This is a genomic window from Sorangium sp. So ce281, from assembly GCF_051527395.1.
Taxonomy (GTDB): domain Bacteria; phylum Myxococcota_A; class Polyangia; order Polyangiales; family Polyangiaceae; genus Sorangium; species Sorangium cellulosum_B.
On sequence record NZ_CP150322.1, the window covers coordinates 7,036,985 to 7,050,835 of the forward strand.

Annotated in this window: 12 protein-coding genes; 7 read left to right on the forward strand and 5 right to left on the reverse strand. The window is 71.9% G+C overall.

Features of this window, described 5'->3' with window-relative positions:
- Nucleotides 1-117 precede the first annotated feature (117 nt).
- Nucleotides 118-1,524 (forward strand): serine/threonine protein kinase, encoded by a 1,407-nt coding sequence (locus tag WMF27_RS26585; RefSeq protein ID WP_437766073.1) that lies wholly within the window; start codon nt 118-120, stop codon nt 1,522-1,524.
- 44 nt (nt 1,525-1,568) lie between these two features.
- Here the strand turns inward: WMF27_RS26585 and yddG are convergent, their stop codons facing one another.
- The 3 genes from yddG to WMF27_RS26600 form a co-directional block, all read right to left on the reverse strand.
- Nucleotides 1,569-2,456, reverse strand: coding sequence for an aromatic amino acid exporter YddG (yddG, locus tag WMF27_RS26590; RefSeq protein ID WP_437766072.1), 888 nt, complete (start codon nt 2,454-2,456; stop codon nt 1,569-1,571).
- A gap of 181 nt (nt 2,457-2,637) precedes the next feature.
- Nucleotides 2,638-3,429, reverse strand: a complete 792-nt coding sequence (locus tag WMF27_RS26595; protein ID WP_437766071.1) for a helix-turn-helix domain-containing protein — start codon at nt 3,427-3,429, stop codon at nt 2,638-2,640.
- Between the two features lie 132 nt (nt 3,430-3,561).
- Entirely contained in the window at nt 3,562-4,413 is an 852-nt protein-coding gene (locus WMF27_RS26600) for a matrixin family metalloprotease (RefSeq protein ID WP_437766070.1), read from the reverse strand.
- Between the two features lie 262 nt (nt 4,414-4,675).
- Here WMF27_RS26600 and WMF27_RS26605 point away from each other — a divergent pair, with 262 nt between their 5' ends.
- The 6 genes from WMF27_RS26605 to WMF27_RS26630 all read left to right on the forward strand — a co-directional run bounded on the left by WMF27_RS26605 (nt 4,676) and on the right by WMF27_RS26630 (nt 10,632).
- Nucleotides 4,676-4,849: a hypothetical protein gene (locus tag WMF27_RS26605; RefSeq protein WP_437766069.1), complete on the forward strand. Its 174-nt coding sequence runs from the start codon at nt 4,676-4,678 to the stop codon at nt 4,847-4,849.
- Between the two features lie 122 nt (nt 4,850-4,971).
- Entirely contained in the window at nt 4,972-5,799 is an 828-nt protein-coding gene (locus WMF27_RS26610) for a TIGR02452 family protein (RefSeq protein WP_437766068.1), read from the forward strand.
- Nucleotides 5,800-6,001: 202 nt separating this feature from the next.
- The gene (locus WMF27_RS26615) at nt 6,002-7,663 is read left to right on the forward strand and encodes a serine hydrolase domain-containing protein (protein WP_437766067.1); all 1,662 of its coding nucleotides are present in this window, start codon (nt 6,002-6,004) and stop codon (nt 7,661-7,663) included.
- A gap of 96 nt (nt 7,664-7,759) precedes the next feature.
- Nucleotides 7,760-9,022, forward strand: coding sequence for a glucose-1-phosphate adenylyltransferase (locus tag WMF27_RS26620; RefSeq protein WP_437766066.1), 1,263 nt, complete (start codon nt 7,760-7,762; stop codon nt 9,020-9,022).
- 186 nt (nt 9,023-9,208) lie between these two features.
- A complete protein-coding gene (locus WMF27_RS26625; RefSeq protein ID WP_437766065.1) occupies nt 9,209-10,243 on the forward strand; it encodes an aspartate-semialdehyde dehydrogenase in 1,035 nt (344 codons plus the stop codon).
- Between the two features lie 14 nt (nt 10,244-10,257).
- A complete protein-coding gene (locus tag WMF27_RS26630; protein WP_437766064.1) occupies nt 10,258-10,632 on the forward strand; it encodes a DUF4406 domain-containing protein in 375 nt (124 codons plus the stop codon).
- Nucleotides 10,633-10,695: 63 nt separating this feature from the next.
- On the opposite strand, the gene WMF27_RS26635 is transcribed toward WMF27_RS26630, so the two are convergent.
- A complete protein-coding gene (locus WMF27_RS26635) occupies nt 10,696-11,703 on the reverse strand; it encodes a hypothetical protein (RefSeq protein ID WP_437766063.1) in 1,008 nt (335 codons plus the stop codon).
- A 286-nt stretch (nt 11,704-11,989) separates the two neighbouring features.
- Nucleotides 11,990-13,729, reverse strand: a complete 1,740-nt coding sequence (locus tag WMF27_RS26640; protein ID WP_437766062.1) for a glycoside hydrolase family 5 protein — start codon at nt 13,727-13,729, stop codon at nt 11,990-11,992.
- Nucleotides 13,730-13,851 lie beyond the last annotated feature (122 nt).

Here is a 13,851-nt window from a genome sequence, read left to right on the forward strand (position 1 = left end):
AAGTTTAAGTTACCATTCGGAAACGCTCCTGTATATCCCCATTATCAAATATCTTCCCGAACGACGACAGGAGCACGCACCGCAGCTCCATGACGCGCCGCACGGTGAGACGAGACGATGACAATGACAGAGGACGAGACGAGGCCGTTTTCGGATGTGGAGAAGGTCGGCGCGCGCGGCGAGCTCGCGCCGGGGACCCTGGCCGGCGAATACCTCCTCGAACAGTTCATCGCGCGCGGCGGCTGCGGCGTCGTCTATGCCGCCAGGCACGCCCGCTCGGGGAGGCCCGCCGCGGTCAAGGTGCTGAGCGAGGCGGTGGCCCACTCCCGCCGCGTGGTCGAGCGCTTCGCCCGTGAGATCGAGGCGTTACAGCGGATGTCTCACCCCAATATCGTAGAAATTTACGAAGTAGGTGAGCTGTATGACTATCGGCCGTTCTACGTGATGGAGCGTCTCGAGGGGCAGACGCTCGACGAGCTGATCAGGGCCGAGACGCGGCTGGCGCCCCGGGAGGTGCTCGAGCTGTTCGAGCCCATCTGCGCAGCGCTCGGGGCCGCGCACGCGGCCGGGATCATCCACCGCGACGTGAAGGCGAGCAACATCTTTATCTGCCGCGGCAGACCGCGGACCGTGAAGCTGCTCGACTTCGGCATCGTGAAGATGATGGCGCCCGAGGAGGGCTCGACCTGGCTCACCACCGCCGGACGTATGCCCGGGACGCCATCCATCATGGCGCCTGAGCAGATCCTGGGGGGCCACATCGATGCACGGGTGGATGTCTATGCGCTCGGCGTGCTCCTCCATCGCATGTTGGTTGGGAGATTGCCCTTCCACACCCACGACATGGACGAGATGGTGAGGAAGCACCTCGAAGAGCCGCCGATGCCTCCGAGCCTGCGGGTCCCGCTTCCTCTCGAGATCGACGCCGTGGTGCTGCGCTGCATGGAAAAGCGCCGGGAGCGCCGGTTCGGTTCGGTCGATGAGCTCTTGTGGGCGCTCCGGGAGGCGATCGACGAGCCCGCGTCGGGGGCGCAGAGCAAGCTCGACCCGACGCTTCCGGCGGTGGGTGTGTACCTGGAGATCCGGACGCGGGGCGGCTCCGACGATCTCGACGAGGCGCTCGCGGCCGATCTCGGGCAGGTGCTCGACATGGCCGAGTCGGAGCTCACGAGCGCGGGGTTCATCCTGGCCTCGACGACCGGCAACGAGGTGCTCGGCGTGCGCGTCCTGCCGGCGGAGCCGGACGAGGAGCGCGAAGCGCGGCGCGCGGCGCTCCTGGTCGCGACGACGCTGCACGAGGCGGTGGCCCGGCGCCCAGGAGCGGACCCACGCGTCCACGTCAACGTGTGCGTTCACGCCGACGACGTGCAGGTGCGCCAGACGGCGCAGCCCGAGATCATGGGGGGCGCGCTGACGTGCGCGGGGCTGTGGGCGCCGGCCGGCGAGGCAAAGGAGGTCTTCGCGACGCCGAGCGCGACCGCCGGCATCCTGGACGATGAGCTGCCCACGTGGCGCAACCCCTGAACCGCTGACGACCAGCAAGATGCGAGGCTAGAAGAGCGACGCCGTCACGAGCGCCCGGGCGCGGTCGACACGAGGCCGCCGACGGTCACGAGGGCGCAGGCGGCGAGCAGCTGGGCGCTCGCCTCGGCGTGGCCGGCGGCGCAGAGGAGCAGCGTCGAGAGGATCGGCGCGCCGTAGGACAGCGCCCCGAGCTGCGGCACGTCGCCGTGCTTCGTCGCGTGATCCCACGCGAAGAACGCGACCCCCACGGGGCCGAGCCCGAGCGCGAGCAGGCCGAGCGCCTCTCCGGGCGTCGGCACGACCGTGCGCTCGAACGCGAGGTGCCCGGCCAGGCCCAGGGCGGCCGTCGCGGCGCAGGAGCCCGCGATGGCGTCCGCAGGGACCTCGGCGAAGCGGCGCTGGAGCACCGAGTACGTCGACCAGAGGAGCGCACAGCCGAGCGCGGCCAGGTAACCGGGCGCGTGTGTGGCGCTCAGGCGGACGGCGCCCACGCCGGCGACGAGCGTCCAGACGCCCGCGAGCCCGAGCAGCGCCCCGACCACGTGCCTGCCGCGCAGGCGCCCGCCGGGGAGCGCCGCCGAGAGCAGGACGATGAGCAGCGGCCACAGGTACGAGATGACGCTGACCTGCGCGGGCGGCGCCGCGGAGAGCGCGTAGAAATAGAGAGCGTGATAACCGAACAGGCCGCCCACGCCGAGGATCCAGCTGCCGAGCGGCTGGCGCAGCGCGCGGAGACCGCCCCTGCCGCGCTGGGCGAGCCGCGCCGCGCCGAGGAGCGCCGCGACCGCGAAGGTCGACGAGAGCACCTGGAGCGGCGGCAACCTGCGCACCGAGGTCGAGAGCAGGGCGAGGCTGCCCCAGAGCCCGATCGCCGCGACGCCCGCCAGGGTGGCGGCTCGCCGCGAGGGGCGCGCGGCCGGCGTCGCTGCCATCGCTGCGTCCGATAGGGCGGCGCCGTGCGTCGTGTCCGACATGGCGCCGAGCATGGCGCGCCGGCCGGCCGCCGTCTTGGCCCAGGCTCCGCCGTCCTGTGCCGGGACTACGGGCTCGCGCCCCAGCGACATTCGCCCGCGCCCCGGCTCGCCGCGCCTGGGCTGCGCGCCCGCGGCCCGACTACGCTCGCCCGCGCCGCGGCTCGCCCCGACTCTCGGCCCGGACCGCGCGACGCAGGGCCGCCGGGGTCACGCCGCGGCGGCGCCGCAGGCTGCGGGTCAGGCAGCTCTGGTCGGCGTAGCCGCAGCGGAGCGCGATCTCCGCGATCCCGAGCTCGGTGCGGGACAGGAGGTCGGTCGCGCGCGCGAGGCGCAGATCCGCGATGCGCTCCTGCACCGTCGTCCCGAGGACCGCACGGAACAGATGATGGAGGTGCCCCGGGCTGAGCTCCGCCCGGGCAGCCACGTCCGCGACGGTGAGCGGCTCGTGCGCGTGGTCCTCGAGGAAGCGCAGCGCGCGGCGCAGCTTCTCCGGGGCGCGCATCGGGCCGAGCGCGCCGCGCGCCCCGCGCTCGGCCAGCGTGAGCACGAGCAGCCCCGCCCACCGCCGGCGCAGCGCGACCGAGCCGCCCCGGTCGAGCTCGTCCGCCGCGGTCCGGACCAGGTGCGCAGCAGCGGCGTCGAGGGCGATCGACCCGCCGGCGATCCGCTCGAACCACGGCGCGGCGCCGAGGGCTTCCGCGGAGGCGGGCGGCACATCGATGACGAGGAAGCGATTCCGGTCCGGCGCCGCGAAAGCGTGGCGGGTGTCGCACGGGACGAGAGCGCCCGAGAGCCCGGATGCCCTGAGCTCTCGACCGTCCATCGAGAGCGCTATCGCGCCTTCCAGAGGCAGGACCAGCTGGTGGTGCGCGTGGCGGTGCGCGACCACCTCGGCCGAGTATCGCCGGACGCCGAGCTCGACCTCATCCATCGCGCGCCACGATCTCACGCGCGGCGCGCGCGCGCCATGGTCCCTCGGGCTCCCCACCGCGCCAGCGCTCCCGCCGGCGCGGCGCGCGGCACGCAGCGCGCGCGGGACGCAGCGCGCGCCGCGGGGCGGAGCTCACCGGCAGGGCGGGCCGTACAGGGCCGCGGCGCCGCGCGCGTCGCGCTTCGTCAGGTCGAGGTCGCCCCAGTTCGTGCCGTTGCACCACGGATAGTGCATCACCGAGCCCGCGTCGTACGGCGTCAGGGCACGCCAGCCGTCGTCCTCGAAGCAGGCGCCCGCCTCGGGCCGCGTGTGCTCGTGCCGGAACCCGAGCGCGTGGCCGAGCTCGTGCCGCAGGACGCCCGTGAGCGTCCAGAGATCCAGCGGGCCGAGGGCGGTCGAGTCGATGAGGAGATTGCGCGCGCGGCGCGAGCTGTCAGGGAAGAACGCGCGCGCGTAGTACGGCTGCCCCTCGACCGGGCGCACGTCGAAGACGACCCTCTTGTTGCGCGCGTCGCACGCGTCGTCCTGGTCCGCGAGGTGAACGAAGCGGACGTCCGCCACCTCCTCCCACGCCCCGGCGGCGCTCTCCATCGCGGAGACCACCGCGCCATGGTCGCCACCGAACGCCTCGCTCACGCAGTAGCTGAGGCTCCGCTTCTCCCTGTCGCTCCACCGCACGTCCCTTCCATGGCTCCGACCGACGATGAGCGCCCCGCGCTGGACGTGGCGCTCATAGAACCGCTCGAGCCCGTCGAGGCCCTCGACGGGGATGTCGCCATCGACGATGTAGATGCCGCTCTCCGGCTCACGATAGGTGCGAGCCTCGAACGCGTCGAAGCTCACCTCCGTATCGCCGACCTGCTCGGAGATCTCCTCTCCCCCGGGCGCGCCGGCGGCGCACCCGGCCGGCGCGAGCGACAGGACGAGGAGACCAAGAGTGCCATGAAGGAGACCGCGAGACTTCGTAGACGGATGACTCATCATACAGGTACCTCTCGTTCATGCCTTTCCCTCCCGGGTCAGGCGAGGGCGCGCAGCGCCGCAGTGAGCTCCGCCGGACGGCGCCACGGGACCCCCACGGCGGGTCGGGCCGACTCGACTGCTGGTACTGACGCGGATGGCGTCCGGTTTCGTCGTCCGATATTGGCAAGCGACGTGCCGCATGCGCGATGGCGTGACTTTGCGGTCCAGAGCTCAAGCGCGGTGCGATGGAGTCCACACTCGTGGAGCGGGTGCTTGCGCACCTGTGCAAGGACTTGCGTATCGAGATCGAAGCAGCGCGCGCCGCCGGGACCGGCTCGAGGCGGTCGATCGCGAGCCGGGCGGCGCCGAGCCGGAGCGGCTCGTCACCGCGCAGAACGAGCCGTTCGGCCTCGCGGTCGGCGCGACGCGCGTGTACTCGACGGCCCCCGCGGGGTGAACGCTGGCTGGAGGAAATCGCCGGCCCGCCTGCGCCTCCGGCAGAGGGGGCAGCGCTCCCCGCCGCGCCCGCGCCGCGCGTTTCGCTGGACGAGCGGCCGCGGCTCGCCAATCCTTGAGCGCATGAAGCTGACCAGCATCGCCGCAGAGACCGTGCAGATCGCGAGTCGTGGCGAGTACGTCGCGCCCTCGGGCGCAACCGTTCGCATCCGCGACCGCGTGCTCGCCGCGGTGAAGGGGACCGTGCTCTACCGGCCCGGATCACTCGACGCCTGGGAGCCGAAGGAGCGCCTCGAGCGCCCGACGGTGATCGAGGTCACCGGCGAGACCACGGGGGCCGCCGGGCGGCGGCTCATCGAGCAGCAGAGCGAGGCCCGCGTCATGGCCCTCAACTTCGCGTCCGCCAAGAACCCCGGGGGCGGGTTCCTGCGCGGGGCCAAGGCCCAGGAGGAGGACCTCGCCAGGTGCTCGGCGCTGTACGCGGCCCTGGTCGAGCAGCGCGAGTATTACGACCAGAACCGCGCCTGCGGGAGCTTTCTCTATACCGACCACATCATCTACTCGCCGGACGTGCCGTTCTTCCGCGACGAGCGGCACGCCCTCCTCGACCGGCCGTTCGCGCTGTCGATCATCACGGCGCCGGCGCCGAACGCCGGCGAGGCGTTCCAGCGCGACGACGCCACGGACCAGGAGATCCGAGCCGCCCTGGAGCGCCGCGCGGACATGGTGCTCGCCGCTGCGGGCGCGCACGGGCACCGGTGCCTGGTCCTCGGGGCGTGGGGGTGCGGCGTCTTCCGCAACGATCCGCGCGAGGTCGCCGACGTCTTCGCCCGGTGCCTCGAGCGCCCGCGCTTCCGCGGCGCGTTCTCGCGCGTGGTGTTCGCGGTGTACGACCGGGGCGACGATCGGCCGAACTACCGGGCCTTCCAGGAGCGGTTCGCGCAGGCGTAGGCGCGTACACCGCCGGCGCCCCCGATCCCGCGCGCGCCGTCACGGCCCCGCGCGGCTCACACCGTGGGATCCCCACCCCAGAGCTGCGCGCACGTCGCGCTCCCTGCCTACCTCCACCGCCAAAATCGAGCGCTGCCCCCCTCCACCGGGTCCGTTTCGAATTGTCGGGTCGCGATCGAAGAGCGAGAGTCATGGCTCCGACTTGAGGACGATCGACGACAGGCTCGCCGCGCTCCTCGCCGCGGCCGTCTTCTCCGCGTCACCCCTGCTCCTCTGCGGGTGCGCGTCGACCGCGCCCGCGCCGCCGGCCGTCGCGCGGGGGGCCGCGGCGCCGCTCGACCAGCGCTTCGCCAGAGAGCCCGCGCCGACGCCGCGCTTCCCCGATCCAGCGCGCGGGCGGAAGCTCCGCGCGGCGGCGGCCGACGTGCAGGCGCTCGCGCGGCGCGCCGCGGAGAGGGAGCGCTTGCCGGCGCTCGCGCTCGGCGTCGTCATCGACGAGGAGCTCGCGATCCAGGCGGTGCTCGGCGTGCGGGACGCCGCGGCGGGCGGGGCGGTCGACGAGCACACGCGCTTCCGCATCGGCTCCGTCACCAAGCCGCTGACCGCGGCGGCGATACTGCGGCTCCGCGACGAAGGGCGGCTGTCGATCGACGCCCCGGCGGCGCGCTACCTGCCGGCGCTCACCGGCGTCGTCTACCCGACGCGCGACGCGCGGCAGATCACCGTCCGCGATCTGCTCACGCACAGCTCCGGCCTGCCGCGGCTCGGGGTGTTCCCCCCGGCGTCGACGTCGCGCGACGTCACCGAGCGGGAGATCCTGGCCACGCTCGACGGCTTCGGGCTCGAGAGCGCGCCGGGCGCCGCGACCTCCTACTCGAACCTCGGCTATTCGCTCCTCGGGCTGGTCGTCGCGCGCGCCGCCGGCGTGCCGTACCGGCGCTACATGAGCGACGCGGTGCTCGGGCCGCTCGGCATGCGCGACGCCGCCTGGGACCCGTCGCAGGTGCCGCCCGGCGCGCTCGCCTCGCCCCACGCGCGGAGCGCCGACGACGGCGCCGTCGCGCCGATCCAGCCCTGGCGGCTCGGGGCCTCCGAGGCGACCGCGGGGCTCTACGCGAGCCTCGCCGACATGGGTCGCTTCGTCGGGTTCGAGCTCGCCGCCTGGCCCGCGCGCGACGCGCCCGAGACGGGGGCCCTGCGGCGGAGCACGGTGCGCGAGTCGCACCTGATGGCGCGCAACGGCTCGGCGTTCCCGGCCGCCGGCGGCGACGACGGCCCCGGGCTCGGCTGGCATGTGCGCGAGGACTGCGACCTCGGCCACATGGTCTTCCACAACGGCCTGATCGACGGCTTCTCCGCGTCGGTGACGCTCCTCCCGCAGCGGGGCGTCGGCGTCGTCGCGCTCGCCAACGTCGCCGGCGCCGACCTCGAGTCGCTCAACGCGGACGTGCTAGGCCAGCTCGCGGCGACCGGCGCCATGGCGGCGCGCGTCGTCCCGCCCTCCCCGCCCCTGCGCCGCGCCGCTCAGGCCGTCGCCTCGGTCATCGGCCGCGCGCGCGCCGAGGCGCTCGATCGCAGGCTCAGGCCCGGCTGGTTCCCGGAGGCTCACCTCACCTCCCTGCGAAAGGCGCTGCGCGACGCCGGCGCGCGGGTGGGGGCGTGCGCGCTCGACGGCTCCGCCGTGGTGGAGAGCGCCACGGCGGCGCGCTTCGGCCTGCGCTGCGAGCGCGGCGCGCTCTCGCTGGCCGTGCGCGTGGACACCTCGCCGGACGCGCGGATCACGTCGCTCAGCGTGGAGGAGCAGACGGGGGCGATCGCCCGGGAAGCTCCCGGCCCGAGCGACCGCCCAGCCCGCTGCCGCTGAGCGATCTGCAGCCCGGCGGGTTCGCCACTCCTGCTAGTGTAACCGCGCCCATCGTCCCGGGCGTCGAACCGTCCCCCTCACCTCGCGGAGACCCGCTTGAAGCACAACGACGTGGTGGTTTTGATCCTCGGCGGAGGCGTAGGAAGCCGCCTCTACCCGCTCACCAAGCTGCGCTCGAAGCCAGCGGTCCCGACCGGCGGCAAGTACCGGCTGGTCGACATCCCGATCAGCAACTGCCTCAACTCGGGGTTCAACCGCATCCACATCCTCACGCAGTTCAACTCGGTCTCGCTCCACAACCACATCACGCAGACGTACCGATTCGACGTCTTCTCCGCCGGCGCGGTGCAGATCCTCGCGGCCGAGCAGACGCCGACCCACAGCGACTGGTACCAGGGCACCGCCGACGCCGTCCGCAAGCAGCTCGTCGAGGTGAAATCGCCGAACCCGCGGGACGTCATGATCCTCTCGGGCGATCACCTCTACCGCATGGACTACGAGCCCTTCCTCGAGCACCACCGCGAGACCCGGGCCGACGTCACGCTCGCCGTCCGCCCGGTCCCGACGGCCGAGGTGTCGCGCCTCGGCATCGTGGACACCGACGACACCGGGCGAGTGCTCAAGTTCATCGAGAAGCCGAAGGACATGAAGCTGCTCGACAACGTGCGGCAGGTGCCCGATCAGGCGACCCCGTGGCTCGCCTCGATGGGCGTCTACATCTTCAGCGCCAAGGCGCTCTACGAGATGCTCGAGCACGACAACGCCTCCGACTTCGGCAGCCACATCCTCCCCCGGGCGCTCGACACCCATCGGATGATGACCTACACGTTCGACGGGTACTGGGAGGACATCGGCACGATCCGCAGCTACTACGAGGCCAGCCTCGCGCTCACGGACTCCGATCCTCCGTTCTCGTTCTACGACCCGCAGCGGCCGATCTACACGCGCCCGCAGTTCTTCCCTCCGGCCCACGTCACCGCCGGCTCGGTCCTCGACCAGGTGCTCCTCGCCGAGGGGAGCCGGATCGTCGAGTCGAAGATCTCCCGGTCGGTCGTCGGGCAGCTCTCCTCCATCGGGCCCCACGTCTCCATGGCGAACACGGTCATGATGGGCGCGGACTACGAGTCGCTGTTCCAGCCCCACGGCCCCGAGAGCACGAGGGGCCTGCCGCCCATCGGCATCGGCCGGGGGTGCACGATCGACGGCGCGATCATCGACAAGAACGCGCGCATCGGCGACGGGGTGGTGATCCGCAACATCCCCGACCGGCCGGACAGCGACGCCCCGTACTACGCGGCCCGGGAGGGCATCGTGGTCGTCCCGAAGAACGCCGTCGTCCCGCCGGGCACGGTCATCTGAGCGCGGGCCGCGCCCCGGCCGCCGACGGGACGGCGGCTGGGCACGCGGGCGGAAGGGACGCGGCGCGCGGCTAGGCTAGGCCAGGTAGGCTCGGCCAGGCAGGTAGCCAGGTAGGCAGAACGCCGCCGCGGCGCCCGGCCACTCGCCCCTCGTCGGCTGGGCCCCGGTCTGGTAAAGAGCGCCCTTATGCGAATCTGCATCCTCGGCGCCACGGGCCTTGTCGGCCGCGAAACCATCACCCTCATCGCGCGGGCCTGGCCCGGCGCGACGCTCGCCCTGTTCGCGAGCCGGGACCAGGAGCTCACCCTCGACGGCAAGTCGTACGAGGTGCTCAGCGCGTCGCGCCTCGAGGCGCAGGACGCCCCCCGCGGAGACCTCGCGTTCGTGGCCCTGGATGACGATCACAGCAAGCGGTACGCCCCGCGGCTCGTGGAGCTCGGGTACCGCGTGATCGACAAGAGCAACACGTACCGCGCCGACCCGAAGGTGCCGCTCGTCGTCGCCGGGGTGAACTCGAGCATCGTCGACGACTCGGTCCGGCTCGTGGCCAACCCCAACTGCACGACCATCCCGCTGATGCTCGCGCTCTCGCCCCTGCGCCGGGAGTTCGGGCTGAGCGCGGTCACGGTGAGCACGTACCAGGCGGTCAGCGGCGCCGGCATCGCCGCCCTGGACTCGTTCCTCGCGGACGCGCGCGACGGCTTCCAGGCCCTCGATCGGCTGGGCCTGCCGTTCAAGACGTCGGGCTACGCCGGCAACACCGTCCCGCACAACGGCGGCACCGACGAGAGCGGCTTCTCCTCGGAAGAGCGGAAGCTCATCTTCGAGAGCCGCAAGATCCTGAGCATGCCGGAGCTCGGCGTCTCCGCGCAGTGCTGCCGGGTCGGCGTCGCGGTCGGCCACTACGAGAACGCGTGGGTCACGTTCGATCGCCCGGTGGATCTCGAGCGGGTCGCGAGCATCCTGGGCGATCCGGCGAAGTCGCCCTTCGTGAAGCACCTCCCCGGCGCCGCCGGCGAGGGCCTGAGCGCGCTCCACTGCGTGCAGGACCGAGACCTCGCGCTGGTCGGGCGGATCCGCCCCGATCCCCGGGACCGCGACCGGAAGAGCGTGTGCCTGACCGTGGTCGGGGACAACCTTCGGCTCGGCGCGGCCACCAACGCGGTCCGCGCCGCGACGCGCTGGTTCCCGAGCGCCGATCGCGACCTGCAGGCCCCTTGACTTGACGGCAGACGATGCAACCCACCCAGCCCCTCATGATCCTCGTCGCCGGGCCGTATCGCTCGGGCACGGGCGATGATCCGGTCCTGATCGCGGCCAACGTTCGCGCGATGAACGACATGGCCGTGCGCCTCTTCCGGGCGGGCCACCTCCCCGTCCTCGGCGAATGGTTCGCGCTGCCGCTCATCGAGCACGCCGGGTCGCGGCAGATCGGCGACGAGATCTTCAACGAGATCTTCCATCCCGTCGCCCGCCGGCTCGTCGCGCGCTGCGACGCTTGCCTGCGGATCGGCGGCCCCTCGAAGGGAGCCGACGAGATGGTCGAGCTGTCCCGCTCCATGGGCAAGCAGGTCTTCTTCAGCTTCGACGAGGTGCCGGGCTGCGCCTAGCCGCGGCTTGCCACACGAGAGACCCGTGAGAGGCACACGAGACGCCGCGGCGGCGCGGTCTCTTCATGGCTCGGGCCCCGGCCAGCCGGCGCCGACGGGGAGCGCCTGCACGTCGGGGAAGAGCATGTAAACACGCTTTCCATTCCACGTCTGCCCGTGGGGCGGCGAGGGCGCGGCCGCCGCGACGCTCGCGCGCACCGCGCGCCCGAGCGCGGCTGCGCCGTCGAGCGCCTGGCTGAGCGCCGCGAGCGCCTGCGCCAGCTCGGGGAGCGACGCGTCGCCCGACGTGCCCCGCGCGACGAGGGCGTCGACCTCGCGGCTGCGCACGCCGAAGTCCGACGGCAGCGGGTGCGCGGGCTGCGCCGTGATCGCGGCGTGGAGGAACTGGCGCTTCGCCACGCCGCCCGCCTCGCCGAAGCCGGCGACGAGCTCGAAGAGCGCCGACGCGACGCCGAAGCCTGGCTCCGCCTCGCGGGGGTCGCCTGGCTGGAAGACCCTGATCCCCAGATCATCGAGGTACTCGAACCCCGTATGGCTCAGCGCGGCCGAGCGCTCCGTCTCGGGCAGGGGCGGCGCGACCCGCACCTCGCCGCTCTCGAAGACGATGACGCGCGCGTACGTGAAGCGCGCGTGCGGCACCGCGAGCCGCACGCGCGCGAGCTGCGCCGCGACCTCCGCCGCCGCGCCGATCTCGAAGCGCGAGCCCGGAAGGTGGCGCGCGATGCCCGCCAGCGTCATCCCCGCCGCGTCGGGCCAGGGGCACACGGCGACGTGCCGCGGGAGGGCCTCCGCCTCGCCCGGCGCGCACACGCGCTCCAGCCCGAACGAGGCGGGGGCGAGGAGCGGCGGCCGCTGGCCCTCCATCCGCCGCAGATCGCCGAACAGCCAGGCGCGGTTCTCCCCGTGGTGCTCGGGCGCGAGCATCCGCGCGCCGACGAGCAGCGCGACGGTGCCCCCGGCGCGCGCGAGCCATGCCTCGGGCACGGAGAGGTGCTCGTACAGAAAGGCCTCGACGATGAGCTGCCACTCGCGGGGCGGCTCGGGAGGCAGGGGAGCGGCGGTACGGTACATGGCGGGTGCGGGGCTTCGAAGAGCAGCGCGCTCGGCCCCGTATGCACACACGAGACGGGGGAGCTCGTGAAGCAGCGTATCCAAGCCGGGAGCGCCGCGGAACACGGCAGCGCGCCGCTGCCACCGATCGGCGAGCGCGCTGCCCGATCCGCCCCGACCGCGCGGCGCTCGGCCACGACCCGGGTCGACGCCGCCGTGGCAAGCTGGCGTCACACGGCGGAAGTCACAAAAGAGAACCGCCCGCAGGCCCAGGCCCGCGGGCGGTCTTCTTCGTCAGCGGCTCGGCCTACTTGAGGCGGGCCAGCATGTCGACCTTCTCCTTGTCGAGCCCCGTCCAGGTGCCCCAGCCCGACTTGTCGGCGTCGGTGTACGCGTGCTCGTAGATGCCACCCGTATCACCCGACTCGGGGTTGATGGACCAGTACGTGAAGTCCGTCATCTTCTTCTTGATGAGGTAATCCACGTACATGTTCTGCCACTCCCAGTCGTAGCGCTTGCCGGCAGGCAGGTGCGCCCACTGCTGGGCCAGCGCCGGGTCCATCTCGTTCTTCGGCCAGTCCTTCACGCCGCCGAACTCGCCGGTGATCACGCAGAACTTCTGGTCGTGCAGGAACCCGAAGTGCTCGTCCCACTGCGCTTCCAGCTTCGCGACAGCCGTTGCGTTGCTCCGCTCCAGGATCAGCCCGCACCCGGCCTTGGCAGCCGCCTCGTCCTCGAGCCCGACGCACTCGGGCTTCGACTGATCGACGTGCTGCTTCTGAACGAACACTGCAGGCCCGTAGGTGTGGGGCGAGAAGCAGAGCCGATTCCTGGGGATCTGGATCGGGTAGGCCGTCTGTCCGTAGAAGTTCTCACCCCAGTTCGGGTTGAGGTCGGGATCGCCGTGGGGCTCCGGCTCCAGCGTCAGGCCGCTGGCGCCCGCGGGCTGGTGGCTGCCGGAAACGCCCTGGACCACCGCGATCATGTCGTCGTTCTCTTCGGCGATGACGTCGTAGCAGGCCTTGGCCATGTCCGCCCACTCGGGCCAGCTGTACTTCCACGGTTCGTTGAAGCAATCGACGCCGATGATGTTCTTGATGTTGAGCTTCTTGGGCAGCTGCGCGATCTTCCGGATGTCCGCGAGCCACTTGTCGTAGTTGTAGGCGTCCTCGCCCGTAAGGCACGAGTAGTCGTCCGCCTTGTAATCGTAGTTCTCGCGATCGCTGTCCACGTAGGGCTTGTTATCGTCGAGCCTGCCCGCGCGCCACCCGAGGTGGTTCGAGCAGGAGTGGATGCCGATGATGACGTTCAGGTTGTTCTTGTCGGCCTGCTTGAGGAAGTCCTCCAGCGCCTCGAGGGCGTTGGCGTACGGGTAGACGTCCTCGTCGTTGTTCCTGATCCGGGGCGAGGTGGTGCTGTAGTTGCCGTCCGGGTGGTTGGCGACCAGGGTCTGCGGCGCGATGGGGAGCCGGATCGTGTTGAACTTGAGGTTGGAGCTGGTGAGCTCCTTCATCGTGTCCTCGATCGTGCGCGGGGCGCTGTTCTCCGCCCACCACATCGACCCGATGAAGAGCTCCATGGCGCCGGGACGATCGAGATCGTCCTGTCCCTCGAGCCCGAACCAGTTGCCGCCGCGAACCTGGATCTCCGCGCCGTCCTGCGTCAGGCGGCCGTTGTCGAGGTTGACCCGGAACCTGCCGTTCGGCGAGTCGTCGGTGTCCGGCGTGGGCTTCGCGTCCGGGTTGCCGCTGCCGCTGCCGCTCGGGACTCCAGCGCCCGCGCCGTTGCTGGTGGTGCTGCCCGCGCCCGCGCCGTTGCTGACGCTGCTGCCCGCGCCCGAGCCGTTGCCGACGGTGCTGCCCGCGCCGCTGCCGTTGCCGTTGCCGACGGTGCTGCCCGCGCCGCTGCCGTTGCCGCTGCCCGCGCCGCCGGAGCCCGTCAGCCCTCCCCCGGTCGCCGCGGTCGATCCATCACCACCGCAGGCGATGCCCGTCAGAGCAAGGGCGGCGAAGGAACACAAGAAGATATGGCTTCTTCGGATTCTCATAGGTTCGTTCTTTCGTTAAGCACAAATTCAGAACACGGCGCACTGCTTCGAGCGACAACCCCCAAGGCTCGTCCGTAAGACAATCTCAGCCAGATCAACGGTCGGTCGCGCTCTACAGTCGA